This is a genomic window from Halopseudomonas sp. (assembly GCF_047631575.1).
Taxonomy (GTDB): Bacteria; Pseudomonadota; Gammaproteobacteria; order Pseudomonadales; family Pseudomonadaceae; genus Halopseudomonas.
The window spans coordinates 167,068-183,222 of sequence record NZ_JBLIAB010000002.1 but is presented as its reverse complement, the minus strand read 5'-3'; the positions used below and the strand labels follow the sequence as shown (position 1 = coordinate 183,222).

The window sequence follows — 16,155 nt, the reverse complement described above, 5'->3', positions numbered from 1 at the left end:
CTGCGGCGTGCGTTTTACGTAAGTTAACGTCCTAAACGGATCGATGGGGATTTAATAATGAAATTGAAAAACACTCTGGGTATCGTTGTTGGTGCCGTAATCGCTGCTTCCACCATGCCAGTCATGGCTCAAGGCGCGGGTTCAGTTGAAGTTGAAGCGTTTGCCAAGCGCTACTTCACAGATAGCTACCGTGATATGAGCGACGGCACTCTGGTGGGCGGCGGGATTGGTACCTTCCTTACCGATGACGTTTTGTTGAACGTTAACTTGGGTACTTACCGCGATAGTCTCGAATCTGACCTGACCGGCGAAGATATCGATGGTCGCTTAATGACTCTGGAAGCGATCTATCACTTCGGTGAAGGCGCCATTCGTCCTTATGTATCCGGTGGTTTCGGTCACCAGGAGCTGGACGGTTTGGGCGGCAGTTCAGATGACCGTACCACTATGGCTCTGGTCGGTGTTGGCGTGAAAAACTACCTGAGCGATAACTTTTACGTGAAAGCTGGCGTTGACGGTATGTACGGTTTTGATACCAGCAACACCGAATGGATGGCTGGCGTTGGCATGGGTCTGAACTTTGGCGGCGCTGTTGCTCCTGCTCCTGTTGCCCAGGCACCTGCACCAGCACCTGCTCCTGCGCCCACTCCTGCTCCTGAAATGCAGAATGTACGCGTAGAGTTGGATGTCAAGTTTGACTTCGACAAGGCAAGCATTCGTCCAGAGTATCGTGACGACATCAACAGCTTGGCCGATTTCATGAAGACTTATCCTTCAGTTACTACCACCGTTGAAGGTCACACTGACTCAGTCGGTTCTGATGCTTATAACAAGGATTTGTCTCAGCGTCGCGCTGCTTCAGTCCGTCAAGCTCTAGTTAACGAAGGTGTTGATGCTTCACGTATCGATGCAATGGGCTACGGTGAAGAGCGTCCGATCGCCGACAACGCAACTGATGCTGGTCGTCAGATGAACCGTCGCGTCGAAGCTGATGTTGAAACTCAAGTTGAAGTTCGTTAAGAACTGATTCTTTGGTAAAAAAACCCGGCTCAGGCCGGGTTTTTTATGCCTGAATTATAGGCTGTTGCAATTCTGGTAATGACGGCTCAGATGTAATTGACGCCAGGAAAACGCAAGCGAAAATCGTCAGGCATCGGGCTGACTTTTGATGTCGTGAAGTCATAAAACACAAATCCCGACTTAGCCAGAGCGACTAGTTCTCCACCAATGGCCTTGGTTATCCGAAAAATAATGTCTCCGCCGTACTTGTTGAGATCCATCATTCCGACTTCAAAGATCAGCGCATCCCTGGCAAAGGCTTCGCGCTTATAGGTAGTGGCTAGATCGGTGACGATAATGCCAGTATCTATATCGCTGACCTCTTCTATGCCGAACTGATAGAGGAAGCGCGCACGAGCCTCGGAGATCATGGACACCATTGAGTCATTAGCGAGATGCTTGCCAGCATTTATATCGGTTATGCGTACGGTCAGCTGAGTAGTGAAGTAAAACTGATTATCGGGGAATTCCAGATTAAGGCGAGCCATGCGGTTAGAACCTTTAACGTCAGGGGGCTGGTACAAAACAAGCGCGCATTGTACTCAAGTTACTTTATCTAAGACACTGAGGAGGGCACGCAGCAACAAAAAAGGCCCCCCTGAGGTGGCCTTTTCATTGCATTTGGACCGAGGCCCAACAGTCAGCTATCAGCCGAACTGGTTCATCGTGTTGTCTTTGCCACCTGCTTTCAGAGCCGCTTCGCCAGCGAAGTACTCTTTATGGTTGTCGCCAAGATCGGAGCCAGCCATATTCTGGTGCTTGACGCAGGCGATGCCCTGGCGCAGTTCCTCGCGCTGAACACCTTTCACGTATGCCAGCATACCTTGCTCGGCGAAATACCCTTTTGCCAAGTTGTCGGTAGACAACGCAGCGGTGTGGTAAGTCGGCAGGGTGATAAGGTGGTGGAAGATGCCGGCTTCACGCGAGGCGTCTGCCTGGAATGTACGGATCTTCTCGTCAGCAACTTGAGCCAGCTCTGTCTCATCATACTCGACGCTCATCAGCTTGGCTCGATCGTAAGAAGAAACGTCCTTGCCTTCTTCAGCCATGATGTCAAAGACTTGCTGGCGGAAGTTCAAAGTCCAGTTGAAGGATGGGCTGTTGTTGTAAACCAGCTTGGCGGAAGGAATGACCTCGCGAATACGATTGACCATCTTTGCGATCTGGCCGACGTGGGGCTTTTCGGTCTCAATCCACAACAAGTCAGCTCCGTTCTGCAAGGACGTGATGCAATCAAGAATTACACGGTCTTCGCCGGTATCAGCGCGGAACTGGAACAAGTTACTCGGCAGACGCTTTGGACGCAGCAGCTTACCATCGCGGTTCAGAACAACATCACCGTTCTTCATGTCGGCAGCTGACACTTCTTCGCAGTCCAGGAAGGAGTTGTATTGGTCGCCCAGATCACCTGGCGCCTTGGTTACAGCGATTTGCTTGGTAAGGCCGGCACCCAGCGAGTCAGTACGAGCAACGATAACACCGTCGTCAACGCCCAACTCAAGGAACGCGTAACGTACGGCGTTAATCTTGGCCAAAAAGTCTTCGTGGGGTACGGTTACCTTGCCGTCCTGGTGACCGCACTGCTTCTCGTCGGAAACCTGGTTTTCAATCTGGATGCAGCAAGCACCTGCTTCGATCATTTTCTTGGAAAGCAGATACGTTGCTTCGGGATTTCCGAAACCGGCATCGATGTCGGCGATGATTGGCACAACGTGTGTTTCGAAATTGTCGATCTTGGCCTGAACTTCGGCTTGCTTGGATTTGTCACCTGCATCACGTGCGGCATCTAGGTCCATGAACAAGAGGTCCAGTTCGCGAGCATCAGCCTGACGCAGGAAGGTATACAGTTCTTCGATTAGACCGGATACAGCTGTCTTTTCGTGCATTGACTGGTCAGGCAGCGGGCCAAAATCGGAGCGCAGGGCGGCAACCATCCAGCCAGAAAGGTAGAGATAGCGCTTATTGGTGGTCTTCAGGTGCTTCTTGATCGAGATCAGCTTCTGCTGTCCGATGAAACCGTGCCAGCAACCCAGCGACTGCGTGTACACAGAAGTATCGGCGTCGTATTCGGCCATGTCTTTGCGCATGATCGCTGCAGTGTACTTGGCGATGTCCAGGCCGGTCTTGAAGCGGTTCTGGGCGCGCATGCGGGCCACTGATTCTGGGTTGATGGCGCTCCAGCTGTTACCGGCAGATTCTTTCAGCGCGGCAACGGCCTTGATGTCGTTTTCATAAGCTGACATGGTCAATCCTTCAAAGTTAGCGTTTGGTTGAGCACGAATATTTCACCCAAAACCCACATGCTTAAGGTCTTGCATGGGCGGCGCACCGCTGCGTGTCTGAACTGGACTGAAAGAAATAGAGCCGAGAGGGGGGAGTGTGAGCAGGTGAACGATTGATACTGCAACTGCGAGCGTGGTCGCATTTGCCTGGGGATAATGATGTATCCGCAAGGCAGGGCAGTGGAATTACAATCATTCAGACTGACGTTAAATCGCTTCCCCGTCCCTCAGGACAACTTCGTTCCAGTCGCAACCTCGTCGAACTGCCTTGTGGGCTGTTGAGACACTGACCGATCCGATGGTTAAGGATCATGGTCTGGAGAATCCTTAAGGATTCCCTGGCTAGCGGGAGCGACGCAATGATGCGACTTGATTGCCAATAAGTCAATCGCGTGTAGTGATTTTTTCAACCTACTACACGACTAAAGAGAGGATGTCAGCGCCTGCTAGAGACGTTCAACCATAAGCCGGATACTACCTTCGTTCTGACTGCGGGTAGCAAGACGTCGACCAATATCCCGATCATTGTTGCGCTCGGTATCACCCAGGCCGCCGATAGTGATCCATTCACCGACGAGTCCAGTGACCACAGTATCGGCCTGCTGGATATCGATTATACGATTGTCGTTACGGTTCAAGCGGTCGTTATTCGCACTGAGGGTGATAGTGGCCTGGTTGCCGTTCAGTCTTACTGTGGCGTAGAACCCCTGCGTTACATTGCGATATTGGGTTTGCTCGATCATGCGGCCGTAAGCATCGGTCGTGGTTTTTGTCAGTGGTACGCTTTGGCCAGACTGAATCAGTACTGGGTAACCTTCACTTGCTGTTATGCGCCGCACGCCATCATTTTGGCCTCGTGTTTCGTGGCGAATAATACGCGTCTGATTACCGCCATTTGGATCACCGACGACGATATCTCCGGCCGCCGTTTCGATGTGACTGTTTATCTCAAAGCCACTCCCGCTACTGGTAGTGCTGCCGCTGTTGGCAACGCTGATACGCAACTGGGCGGGTTGGCGATCCAGATCCACGAGCAAGGCGCGTATTTCCTCTATTCGTTCAGGTTCAGCACGCACAATAAGTTGATTGCCGTAAGCCGATACACGCTCGTCTTCCTGGAGCATGGGTTTGATCGCCAGGATCATACTGTCTGCCATGCTGTAGCCGAGAGTGAATATTTCAGTCTGGGGAGCAGCATGTACGTGTGCAGTCATCAGGAGAGCAAAAGCAAGGTAGAGCGGATATATCCTGGATAGAAAAGCAGTTCTCATAGCAGAAATCTCCTCATGGCGGTGTCGCTCTGGCTGCTCGACCATAGATCGTCGAAAGTGCCACTCCAGCGTCGAACCTGATCCGGGCTGTTATAGCGGGTGAAGCCTTCGCGCCTGGTCGATTTGGGCAGCATCAAGATGCCGCTGTCATCGACTAACATATACACATGCGGCGCTTTAGTGCGTTCGGGATGCTGTTTGCGAATGTCCAGTAAACTGGGAAATCGATGCCTCAGATTCAGGAGGCTGTGACCTTGCAGGAATACTTTACTTGCCTCATGCAGCAGTATGCGAATCCGAGCCTTTGGCTGGCGGGCGATGAGTCGTTCCAGGCTGAGGATGACCTCTCGGCGATTGAACAGCCAGACGGCCTGATCCGCGCCATAAATCAATACGCTTCGTCGTGCCTGATCAAGCATCCAGCACAGATGTTCGTTTGTCTGGGATTCATCGACCTCGATCAGATCGGGTTCCCGCCCTAACTGCCAGGACATCTCATGGATTTGAATGTGAGGAACACGTTGAACTTCAGGGTTATAAATACTGAAACTGCCAGGCGACTCGAATTCGATCGGTGGCAGGGCACTTGATTCTGTCAGCGTGGCTGGCCCGATGCTTCGGCGCATAGCGAAATGCGCTATACCGGCTTCGAGGTACTCCTCCGAGCAGATCTCAAAGCCCAGACGGTGGTAGAAATCCAGCGCGTAGCTCTGTGCTGACAGCAAGAGGGTATCCATACCACGCACCTCTGCGTACCGCATTATTTCAAGCATCAGTTGCTGGCCCAGCTTTTGACCGCGCCATGCGGGCAAGATAGCAACTCGGCCGATATGGCCATCAGCGAGCAATCGCGCAGTACCAATGTGTTCAGCGCCGCTGGTCATCAGGAAATGCGTAGAGACCGGATCATCGCTATCCCATTCCAGGGCTTCAGGGATCTTCTGTTCATCGATGAAGACATGTCTGCGTATATCCCGCAGTGCCTCAGTGCTTTGCCAGTCGGCTACGCGAATCGTGATCTCATTCATCATCTCCCTCCAGCAGGAGGTCTCCTTTGGCCAGCAGTTGCTCCAGCAATGTGTAAGCCTCGTCATCATGTTGCCATGCAAGCAACGCTTCACTATCTATATAGTCGTGATTACAGATTAGTTGAACTAAAGACAGCAGGGTAGAGGGTAGGACGCAATGCTCGCCGCTTGCGAAGAGCAGCAAACTATCCTTACTTTCCAGCCGGTAGGCGAGACGGGTGCTGGCATTGCGTATCAATCCATAGCCATTGCGTAGTTCGTCGAGCAGTGTTCCGGGAAGTAGCTCCTGGGGCTGAATAAGTTCAGGGTAGCGCGGTTCAGTCATATGTCGACCAAACCAGGTCGCCAGTGCTGTTTTGTCCTGGACCAGCTCGAGCACGATGCTCTGCAGCCGTTCGATACTCTGATCATCGATTGCGGCAGGTTGCGGCGCAGGCAATATGCCGCTATCACTGTAGCGTTGATGATCTCCCAAGTACTGACTTAGAAAGTCGGTAAAATGTAGCAAAATTTCCTGGTGGCTGGGCGCTCTGAAGCCAATTGAGCAGGTCATACACTCGTCTTCGGCTATGCCGTGGTGCGCCACACCTGGCGGGATGTAGAGCATATCACCTGGCTCGAGCACCCACTGTTGCTGCTCCTCGAAATGGCTGAGGATGCGCAGATCAGTATGCGTGAGCAGGGGACTCTGGTCGTCGCAATGCTGGCCGATCATCCAGCGACGTCTGCCATGACTTTGCAGGAGGAATACATCGTAATTATCATAGTGTGGCCCGACGCTACCTCCGGGTGCGGCGTAGCTGATCATGACGTCGTCAATCCGCCAAGAAGGCAGAAAGCTGAACGCTTTCATTAGATCAGCGACTTCCGGCACAAACTGGTCGACCGCCTGAACCAGAAGCGTCCAATTGCGCTCGGGCAATGCCTTGAAATCGTCCTCGGTGAACGGGCCGCGACGCAACTCCCAAGGGGTCGCTCCCTCGGTCAAAACGATGCGTGAATCAACTTCTTCTTCCAGTGCCAGCCCGGCCAATTCGTCAGGCGAAAGAGGATTTTCCAGGTCAGGAAAAGCATGACGAATCAGCAAGGGCTTCTTTTGCCAGTAATCACGCAGGAATACCTCAGGACTGATGCCTCCAAGCAGTACGTCGGGTTGTGGCAGTGTCATGCAGGTTCACCTTGGGTTGCTGGAAAAAATACATCAGACCCGTTTGGCCTGAGCTATGGCGCTACCAATATAGTTTGCTGGGGTAAGCTTTTTAAGCTCTGCCTTGGCTTGCTCCGGAATCTCCAGAGTGTCGACGAATTCCAGCAACGCCTGGGGTGTAATGCCCTTGCCGCGGGTCAGTTCCTTAAGTTTTTCGTAGGCATCGGGTACTGCGTAGCGGCGCATTACCGTCTGAATCGGCTCAGCCAAAACTTCCCAGGTAGCATTCAAGTCATCAGCAATGCGTTGAGCATTGAGCTCTAACTTACTGATTCCCTTGAGAGTTGATTCATACGCAATCAAGCTATGAGCGAAGCCAACACCCAGGTTACGCAGCACGGTTGAATCCGTTAGATCCCGCTGCCAGCGAGAAACGGGGAGCTTGCTGGCAAGGTGTTGAAGGATTGCGTTGGCAATTCCCAGATTGCCTTCGGAGTTCTCGAAATCGATTGGATTGACCTTATGTGGCATGGTCGAAGAACCAATTTCTCCAGCAATCGTTTTCTGCTTGAAATATCCCAGGGAAATATAACCCCATATATCACGGTCGAAGTCGATCAGAATAGTATTGAAACGTGCGGTGGCATCATAGAGCTCAGCAATGTAATCGTGGGGCTCAATCTGAGTCGTGTAGGGATTGAAATCGAGGCCGAGAGTGCCTTCCACAAAGTTCTTAGCATTGGTTTCCCAATCAATCTCTGGGTAAGCGGACAGATGCGCGTTGTAGTTACCCACGGCGCCATTGATCTTGCCCAGTAGAGGTATTGCAGCTATCTGTTTGATCTGGCGTTCCAGACGGTGCACTACGTTGGCCATTTCCTTGCCCATTGTGGTGGGGGAGGCGGGTTGACCGTGTGTGCGGGAAAGCAGAGGGACGTCGGCGTGAGCAACGGCCAACGCGCGAATATCATCTGCAATACGTTGCATCATCGGCAACATCACATCATCGCGACCGGTTCGCAGCATCAGTGCGTGAGACAGGTTGTTGATGTCCTCGGATGTGCAGGCGAAGTGAATGAACTCATTGACTGCTTTGAGCTCGGGCAGGCTATCTACTTGTTCTTTGAGCAGGTACTCGACGGCTTTGACGTCGTGATTGGTGGTGCGCTCTATTTCCTTGATACGTTCGGCATAGGAGAGTTGAAAGTCATCTACCAGTCGATTTAGCAATGCATTGGCTTCATCTGAAAACGGACCGATCTCCGGGATCTGAGGATGCGCAGCCAGGCATTGCAACCATTTCACTTCGACCTGAACGCGAAAGCGGATCAGACCATATTCGCTGAAAATAGTACGCAGGCTGGCTGTTTTGCTGCCGTAGCGGCCATCAACCGGAGACACGGCGGTCAGGGAGGAGAGTTGCATAGGTTTTCTCGTCAAAAAAAGAGGGAGCGTAAAGACGCAAGATGATACACCAGATCAGGTGGTTTTGGCCTTCGGGCCGGGCAGTATGATGCTGATCATTGTCGAAGCGAATATTAGACCAGCACCTATCCACGACGATAAACCTGGGATCTCGCCCCAGATAAACCAGGCAAAAACACCAGAAAAAACGATAGCAAGATAACTTAGTGGGCCGATCTTGCCTGGTGGGGCCAGGCTGTAAGCGCGTGACATGAGCAACTGACTGACAGTCGCAATGAGGCCGATGGCGATCAACATACCCAGCTGAGTTCGATTCAGTGGCTGCCAGGCCCAGAGCAGCGGTATTGCCGAAAGAAGGGATGAAAACAAAGCGAAATAAAATACGATACGGGTGGCTGGTTCGGTGTTACTCATTGCACGAATGGAAACGAAGGCGCAAGCTGCAAGAAGACTGGCACCAACTCCTGCAAGAGCATTTGGGTCGAACAGGGCGTCGGTCGGCTTGGCAACCAACAACACGCCAGCAAAGCCCAGCAACACCATGAAGATCATGCGCAAGGTAAGCGATTCACGCAGCCACCACCAGGCAAGCAGAGGCGTAAAAACGGGCGCAGCGTAGGTGAACAGCATGGCATCTGCCAGCGGCAGGTGGGCGATGGCGTAGAAGAAACAATACATGGCGCCGAGGCCAAAAAACGTGCGTAGAAAATGGCTGCCCAGATGTTGCGTTCGAAAGGGCCCGAAACCCTTGGCCAGGATCATCGGGAGGAAGAACAACACGCCAAGCAGATTGCGAAAGAACACCACGTTTTCATTATTTACTGTGACGGATACTTCGCGTATCAAGATCCCCATCAGCGCAAACAACAGCGCCGAGCAGGCAAGAAAAACCGCACCTTTGCGTGGATGGTCGAGCCGAACCACTTTAACCATTCAGTATTGACCCGGTGGCGTCCAGTAGCTTCTTTCTTGAAATCAACAACTGCCAGCGATGGCCGTCGAGTTGACGCCAAAGCCTGGCCGAGCGGATCCCCGCGAGTAGCAGCGCACGGATGCGGTTAGCTGTGTCGGGTTGTTGCAGGTAGCGCATGTCACCATGGACCTGAATGCGCATCTTCAGCGTGCTCAGGGTATCTTGGTAGATGCTACCAAGCGAGGCTGCGACGTTATCGTGCTGTACGCCAAAATGCTCGACCTGAGAGCCAGCCTGCTCGATCCGTTGACCAAGCACGCTGAGCATGTCATCACGCTTGCTCAGCTGCCGTTCAAGGGTCAGCAGATTCATGCTGTAGCGCAATGCGTCCCGTTGCAAGGCAGCAGTATCGCGTTGGAGCATGGCTTGCAATGCCTTGATGCCTTGGCGAATATTGTGGTGTGAGCCGCCATAGATTGACATCACATCGTCCGGGGAACGTTCCAGAATACTCCCCAGTAAGCAGCCAACTGGACCTTCGCTTACCTGACCGGTACGGGCCAGCTTGTCGACCTGAATGGCCGCCTCGAAAATCGCACCTAGCGCGACTACCTGTTCTTCGGCGTTCGTCATGCGGCGTCCTTGTTAAATGCGGGAATGGCCGCCTCGATGACTCCACCGCCAAGGCAGACGTCGCCGTCATAAAGAACCACGGATTGCCCCGGGGTTACTGCACGTTGCGGAGTGTCAAAGCGTATCAGGTAACCATCTTCTGCCAGCTCTAGAATGCAATCCTGGTCCGGCTGACGGTAGCGAACCTTGGCAGTGAGGCGATGTGGCGTGGATATATTAAATTCATTGACCCAATAGATGCTCGAGCATTCAAGCGCGCTGGAGAACAACCAAGGGTGATCATTGCCTTGACCGACAATCAGCACATTGCGCTCGAGGTTCTTATCCAGTACGTACCAAGGGTCGTCACTCGCACCTTGAAGGCCGCCAATACCCAGGCCTTGGCGCTGTCCCATAGTGTGATACATCAGGCCGTGGTGACGCCCAATGACCTTGCCCTCGGTGGTTTCTATGTCTCCGGGCTGGGCCGGCAGATACTGCTTGAGAAAGTCACTGAATCGGCGCTCGCCGATAAAGCAGATGCCAGTCGAGTCTTTTTTGCGAGCAGTGGCCAATTCGTACTTTTCAGCAATGCGGCGGACCTCTGGCTTGATCAGCTCCCCAACCGGGAATAGTGTCCGAGCGATCTGTTCGGCACCGACCGCATGCAGGAAGTAACTTTGATCCTTGTTGTTGTCGATACCGCGCAAGAGCTGAGTCTGGCCATTGCGTTCATCGCGGCGCACATAGTGACCGGTGGCGATCAGATCAGCACCGAGCATAAGCGCATACTCAAGAAACGCCTTGAATTTGATTTCGCGGTTGCACAGGATGTCAGGGTTGGGCGTTCTACCTGCCTTGTACTCCTCAAGAAAATGCTCGAATACATAATCCCAGTACTCAGCCGCAAAGTTAGCGGTATGCAGCTTGATACCAAGGCGATCGCTGACGGCTTGTGCATCGGCGAGGTCCTCGCGAGCGGTGCAGTATTCAGTTCCGTCGTCCTCGTCCCAGTTCTTCATGAACAGGCCTTCGACCTGATAGCCCTGTTCGAGCAGCAGCGCCGCTGATACTGATGAGTCGACCCCGCCAGACATGCCAACGATGACGCGGGTCTGGCTGGGGTCTTTGGCAATAGGCATTATCATATTAGCGAAACAGGTCCAGTGAATAGTGAGGCTTTGTTAGGTAGTCCACGATGCAGTCGAGTACCAGGTAACTGCGCAGATCGTCGTTACGGGCACGAATCTCTTCAAGAGTCATCCAGAGTGTGCGTACGATTCCTTCGTCCAGATTTCTTTCCGGGTGCTGCTTCAGGAGGGTGCCAACAAAGCAGTTGCGTTGATAACTGATCCCGTTATCAGCCTTGAACAGGTAGACCCCGACCACTCCTGTGATGTCTACAGAGCAGGCCGTTTCTTCCAGCGTTTCCCGGCTGGCCGCATGAATAAGACTTTCGTCTTTTTCCAGGTGACCAGCTGGCTGATTTAAAACTAACCGCCCGTCGCGGTATTCTTCAACCATCAAAAAGCGGCCTTGCTCTTCAACGATGGTGGCAACGGTCACGTGGGGTATAAAACGCATGAGGGCTCCTGATTCAGGTGCATAGGTTAGCCTAAATCCTGTGGCAGGGTGAACCTTCAGCTAAGCGTGGCAGTATTACCTGGCTGGATTTGCTGGTAAAAAAGACTAGGATGCTGAAAAGCGTCTAGGTAGTGTATATGTAGTGATACTACATAATTCAATGGTGTTAGGTTATGCGCCGCTGCGCGAGTTATAGGCACTGTATGTCATAGTGACGGTAGGGCGCGGAAACGGAAAAAGGCGTGACTTTTTGTAGGAAAACTACAACAATGACCTCCATTAGTAACACCGTATTCTCTGGCCTCAAATAACCCATGGGGCCATTCATGACAACTTAACGGAGTCAAAAATGGGATACCAAAAGATCCAAGTGCCGGCTAGCGGCGACAAAATTACCGTCAATGCCGACCTGACCCTGAATGTGCCAGACAATCCGGTCATTCCTTATATCGAGGGCGATGGAATCGGTATTGATATTTCCCCGGTAATGATGAAAGTGGTGGATGCCTCTGTAGAAAAAGCATATGGCGGAAAGCGCAAGATCTCCTGGATGGAAGTTTTCGCCGGTGAAAAGGCGACTCAGGTCTACGATCAGGACACCTGGTTACCTGAGGAAACCCTACACGCGGTTAAGGAATATGTTGTTTCCATCAAGGGCCCTCTGACCACTCCAGTGGGCGGTGGCATTCGCTCATTGAACGTTGCGCTGCGCCAGCAATTGGACTTGTACGTCTGCCAACGTCCGGTCCGCTGGTTCACCGGTGTGCCCAGCCCAGTGAAGAAGCCTGAGGACGTGGATATGATCATCTTCCGCGAGAACTCCGAAGATATCTATGCCGGAGTTGAGTTTAAAGCAGGCACTCCTGAAGCGAAGAAAGTCATTAAGTTTCTTCAGGAAGAAATGGGTGTTACCAAGATCCGCTTTTCAGATATGTGCGGTATTGGTGTGAAGCCTGTCTCGGAAGAAGGTACCAAGCGCCTGGTTCAAAAGGCTCTGCAGTATGCAGTCGATAACGATCGCAAGTCAGTCACGATCGTGCACAAGGGCAACATCATGAAGTTCACCGAAGGTGCATTCAAGGAATGGGCCTACGAAGTGGCACAGAACGAGTTTGGTGCCGAGCTGCTTGATGGTGGTCCTTGGATGCAGTTCAAGAATCCAAAGACAGGACGTAATATCGTCGTTAAGGACGTTATCGCTGATGCAATGTTGCAACAGATTCTGTTGCGTCCAGCCGATTATGATGTGATTGCTACCCTGAACCTCAATGGCGACTATCTGTCTGACGCGCTGGCTGCTGAAGTCGGCGGTATTGGTATTGCGCCTGGTGCAAACCTGTCCGATTCAATCGCCATGTTCGAAGCTACGCATGGCACAGCACCCAAGTATGCTGGTCAGGATAAGGTGAACCCTGGTTCGCTGATTCTGTCAGCGGAAATGATGTTGCGTCACATGGGCTGGATTGAAGCGGCTGACTTGATTATCAAAGGCACCGAAGGCGCCATTGCTAACAAGACAGTCACCTATGACTTTGAACGTCTAATGGAAGGCGCATCGCTGCGCAAATGCTCGGAGTTTGGCGACGATATGATCGCCAGCATGGGTTGAGATGTAAGTGCAGTAAAGACAGGGCCGGCTAACGCCGGCCTTGTTGTTTGGGTAGCGTTTAGCTGACTTAAAAATTAGTGAGTAACCTGTGCTTCTTCCGCTCCGGCTACTGAGTAATCGGTTGTATCAACAGTCGCGTGTGATTTAATGTTGATTGCATGCAAGCCTTTCGGACCCTGAATAATATCGAACTCTACGGGCTGTCCGGCCTTGAGCGTACGATAGCCGTCCATTTGAATCGCTGAATAATGTGCAAATAGGTCTTCATCACGGCCTTCGGCTATAATGAAACCAAATCCTTTGGCGTTATTGAACCATTTGACCTTGCCGTTTTGCATGCCACATTCCTCTTGCAGCCCCTGATGGGGAACGTATTGACGGTGTGCTGCATAGCGCTGCGACTGAAACAGATGACCACCATGCAATGCTCGTTTACACTTTTTAACATCGAATCAAAGTAAGTCAAGTCAGCCTCTGGCAAGCTGAGCACTACCTCACATTTTGTCCGAGGTTTTATCCAACAGCCTGTAATCAGCGATGTTTCTCATGTTTGCAATAACCCGTTCTAAACTAACCTTGAATCAGGGGCCGGACAATCCAGAGCACGAGGATGAATCCGGTCTGGCGGTTGAAACCAGCAAGCCCGAGCTTAAGCCGCCCTCACGTTACAAAGTGGTTATGCTGAATGACGACTACACCCCGATGGATTTTGTTGTAGAGGTGCTCGAGACCTTTTTCGCTTTAAATCGCGAGGCCGCTACACAGATTATGCTGAGGGTCCATACTGAAGGAAAAGCGGTCTGTGGCGTCTTTACCCGCGATATCGCGGAGACCAAAGCGGCTCAGGTCAGCGAATATGCCAGGGAATGCCAGCACCCGTTGATATGTCAGATTGAACGGGAAGCGTAACAAAGCGGCCAAGGCCGCATGACGAGGTGGCACCATGCTCAATAGAGATCTCGAGATCACCCTGAATCTGGCGTTCAAGGAAGCGCGCAACAAACGGCACGAGTTTATGACCGTTGAACACCTGTTGCTGGCGCTGCTGGATAACCAGGCCGCAATCGATGTGCTGAGCGCCTGCGCCGCCGATATCGAGCGTTTGCGGCGGGAGCTGGTCGAGTTCATCGACTCCACGACGCCACTTATTCCTAAGCAGGACCAAGAGCGCGAGACCCAGCCGACCCTGGGATTTCAGCGCGTCCTGCAACGGGCGGTATTTCACGTGCAAAGCTCAGGCAAGGGCGAGGTAAGCGGTGCGAACGTGTTGGTCGCGATTTTCAGCGAACAGGAAAGCCAATCGGTATTTTTCCTTAAGCAACAACAGATCGCCCGAATCGATATCGTCAACTTTATTTCCCACGGTATTTCTAAGTTAGGGGGTGAAGCAGACCAGGTACAGCCCGACACCGAAAGCATGGATGAGGAGGCGGGCGAAGCAGCAAGCACAGCCAATCCGCTGGACGCCTATGCCACAAATCTTAACGAGCAGGCGCGTCTTGGCCGCATTGATCCCTTGGTAGGACGATCCGATGAGGTGGAGCGCGTTGCCCAGATTCTGGTGCGTCGGCGCAAGAATAATCCATTGCTGGTAGGTGAAGCTGGGGTTGGTAAGACAGCGATTGCCGAAGGTCTGGCAAAGCGTATTGTCGACGGTGAAGTGCCGGAAATCCTCTCCGAGGCTGTGGTCTACTCCTTGGATTTGGGTGCCTTGCTTGCGGGAACCAAATATCGTGGCGACTTCGAGAAGCGTTTCAAGGCGCTTCTAAAGGCGTTGAAAAAACGTCCGCATGCGATTTTGTTCATCGATGAGATCCATACGATTATCGGCGCTGGAGCCGCGTCGGGTGGCGTGATGGATGCTTCGAATTTACTCAAGCCTCTACTTACCTCTGGCGAGATGCGCTGCATTGGATCCACGACCTATCAGGAGTTCCGTGGGATTTTCGAGAAGGATCGTGCCCTGGCACGACGCTTCCAGAAGGTCGACGTGGTCGAGCCCTCGGTGGAAGATACCATTCAGATCCTCAGGGGCCTCAAAAGCCGTTTCGAAGACCACCATGGTATCGGTTACACCGATGAGGCTTTACGAACAGCCGCCGAATTGGCCGCACGTTACATCAACGACAGGCACATGCCAGATAAGGCGATCGATGTCATCGACGAAGCTGGAGCCTATCAGCGCCTGAAGCCCGCCTCCGAAAGGCCTGAGGTTATCGGTGTAGCAGAGGTTGAGGCTATTGTCGCTAAAATCGCGCGCATTCCGCCCAAGCATGTCTCTTCGAGTGACAAAGAGTTGTTGAAGAATCTGGAGCGTGACCTCAAGTTGGTAGTATTCGGCCAGGACGATGCGATCGATGCCCTCGCTTCTGCTATCAAGCTGTCGCGTGCAGGCCTTAAGTCAGCGGAAAAACCAGTTGGTTCTTTCCTGTTCTCAGGACCTACTGGCGTGGGCAAGACCGAAGTCACGCGTCAGTTGGCCAAAAGCCTGGGCGTTGAGCTGCTTCGTTTTGATATGTCCGAATATATGGAGAGGCATACCGTTTCACGATTGATTGGTGCACCTCCCGGCTATGTTGGCTTTGATCAGGGTGGTCTTTTGACCGAGGCAGTTACCAAGAATCCACATTGTGTGTTGTTGCTCGACGAGATCGAGAAGGCGCACCCTGAGGTGTTCAATCTGCTCTTGCAGGTAATGGACCACGGTACGCTGACCGATAACAATGGCCGCAAGGCGGACTTCCGTAATGTAATCATTGTGTTGACTACTAATGCTGGTGCGGAGTCGATGGCGCGTGCCTCCATCGGTTTCACTCAGCAGGATCACAGCACGGATGCATCCGAAGTGATCAAGAAGGCCTTTACTCCGGAGTTCCGTAACCGCCTGGATACCATTATTCAGTTTGGTCGCTTGAGTCACGACAGCATCAAGTTTGTAGTCGACAAGTTCCTTACTGAACTACAAGCTCAGCTGGAAGACAAACATGTGCTACTGGATGTCGATGAAGGCGCCCGTAACTGGCTGGCCGATCATGGCTATGACCCTCTGATGGGCGCCCGCCCTATGGCCCGGCTGATCCAGGACAAGATCAAGCGTCCCCTGGCCGAAGCGATTCTTTTCGGCGAGTTGGCTGATCATGGCGGAACGGTGAGTATCAGTTTGCGTGACGATGAACTGGTGCTGGACGTTCTGGAAGAAGAGATGGCTTGAGCCCCTAGGAGTAC

The 16,155-nt window shown here is 52.5% G+C and carries 14 protein-coding genes and 1 pseudogene; 4 read left to right on the top strand and 11 right to left on the bottom strand.

Annotation, left to right across the window (positions count from 1 at the left end; genetic code table 11):
* The first annotated feature begins 57 nt into the window (after positions 1-57).
* Positions 58-1,020, top strand: a complete 963-nt coding sequence (locus ACJAXR_RS04890) for an OmpA family protein (RefSeq protein WP_415057132.1) — start codon at positions 58-60, stop codon at positions 1,018-1,020.
* Between the two features lie 86 nt (positions 1,021-1,106).
* Here ACJAXR_RS04890 and ACJAXR_RS04885 read toward each other — a convergent pair whose 3' ends face one another.
* The 10 genes and pseudogenes from ACJAXR_RS04885 to ACJAXR_RS04840 form a co-directional block, all read right to left on the bottom strand.
* On the bottom strand, positions 1,107-1,547 hold the full coding sequence (locus ACJAXR_RS04885) for a thioesterase family protein (RefSeq protein WP_415057131.1): 441 nt from the start codon (positions 1,545-1,547) through the stop codon (positions 1,107-1,109).
* Positions 1,548-1,706: 159 nt separating this feature from the next.
* Positions 1,707-3,302, bottom strand: a complete 1,596-nt coding sequence (locus ACJAXR_RS04880; RefSeq protein ID WP_415057130.1) for an isocitrate lyase — start codon at positions 3,300-3,302, stop codon at positions 1,707-1,709.
* 485 nt (positions 3,303-3,787) lie between these two features.
* Entirely contained in the window at positions 3,788-4,612 is an 825-nt protein-coding gene (locus tag ACJAXR_RS04875) for a secretin N-terminal domain-containing protein (RefSeq protein ID WP_415057129.1), read from the bottom strand.
* 617 nt (positions 4,613-5,229) lie between these two features.
* Positions 5,230-5,640, bottom strand: a pseudogene (locus tag ACJAXR_RS04870) (GNAT family N-acetyltransferase); the annotation flags it as partial.
* The gene (locus ACJAXR_RS04865) at positions 5,633-6,808 is read right to left on the bottom strand and encodes a JmjC domain-containing protein (protein WP_415057128.1); all 1,176 of its coding nucleotides are present in this window, start codon (positions 6,806-6,808) and stop codon (positions 5,633-5,635) included. The pseudogene ACJAXR_RS04870 and the gene ACJAXR_RS04865, both read right to left, overlap by 8 nt.
* Positions 6,809-6,841: 33 nt before the next feature.
* Positions 6,842-8,212 carry an adenylosuccinate lyase gene (purB, locus tag ACJAXR_RS04860; RefSeq protein ID WP_415057127.1) on the bottom strand — a complete coding sequence of 457 codons (1,371 nt, stop codon included), beginning with the start codon at positions 8,210-8,212 and terminating at the stop codon, positions 6,842-6,844.
* 54 nt (positions 8,213-8,266) lie between these two features.
* Positions 8,267-9,145: a DMT family transporter gene (locus tag ACJAXR_RS04855; RefSeq protein ID WP_415057126.1), complete on the bottom strand. Its 879-nt coding sequence runs from the start codon at positions 9,143-9,145 to the stop codon at positions 8,267-8,269.
* Entirely contained in the window at positions 9,138-9,758 is a 621-nt protein-coding gene (gene hflD / locus ACJAXR_RS04850; RefSeq protein ID WP_415057125.1) for a high frequency lysogenization protein HflD, read from the bottom strand. The genes ACJAXR_RS04855 and hflD overlap by 8 nt, the downstream gene beginning before the upstream one ends.
* A complete protein-coding gene (gene mnmA / locus ACJAXR_RS04845) occupies positions 9,755-10,885 on the bottom strand; it encodes a tRNA 2-thiouridine(34) synthase MnmA (protein WP_415057124.1) in 1,131 nt (376 codons plus the stop codon). The genes hflD and mnmA overlap by 4 nt, the downstream gene beginning before the upstream one ends.
* Before the next feature lies 1 nt (position 10,886).
* The gene (locus ACJAXR_RS04840; RefSeq protein WP_415057123.1) at positions 10,887-11,321 is read right to left on the bottom strand and encodes an NUDIX hydrolase; all 435 of its coding nucleotides are present in this window, start codon (positions 11,319-11,321) and stop codon (positions 10,887-10,889) included.
* 349 nt (positions 11,322-11,670) lie between these two features.
* On the opposite strand from ACJAXR_RS04840, the gene icd reads away from it, so the two are divergent.
* Positions 11,671-12,930, top strand: a complete 1,260-nt coding sequence (gene icd, locus ACJAXR_RS04835) for an NADP-dependent isocitrate dehydrogenase (RefSeq protein ID WP_415057122.1) — start codon at positions 11,671-11,673, stop codon at positions 12,928-12,930.
* A gap of 74 nt (positions 12,931-13,004) precedes the next feature.
* Here icd and cspD read toward each other — a convergent pair whose 3' ends face one another.
* Positions 13,005-13,268 carry a cold shock domain-containing protein CspD gene (gene cspD / locus ACJAXR_RS04830; protein ID WP_415057121.1) on the bottom strand — a complete coding sequence of 88 codons (264 nt, stop codon included), beginning with the start codon at positions 13,266-13,268 and terminating at the stop codon, positions 13,005-13,007.
* A gap of 208 nt (positions 13,269-13,476) precedes the next feature.
* Here cspD and clpS point away from each other — a divergent pair, with 208 nt between their 5' ends.
* Together clpS and clpA are read left to right on the top strand one after the other, a co-directional pair.
* Complete coding sequence (gene clpS / locus ACJAXR_RS04825; RefSeq protein WP_415057120.1) at positions 13,477-13,839, top strand: ATP-dependent Clp protease adapter ClpS; 363 nt, start codon at positions 13,477-13,479, stop codon at positions 13,837-13,839.
* A gap of 34 nt (positions 13,840-13,873) precedes the next feature.
* Positions 13,874-16,141 (top strand): ATP-dependent Clp protease ATP-binding subunit ClpA, encoded by a 2,268-nt coding sequence (gene clpA / locus ACJAXR_RS04820; protein ID WP_415057119.1) that lies wholly within the window; start codon positions 13,874-13,876, stop codon positions 16,139-16,141.
* Positions 16,142-16,155 lie beyond the last annotated feature (14 nt).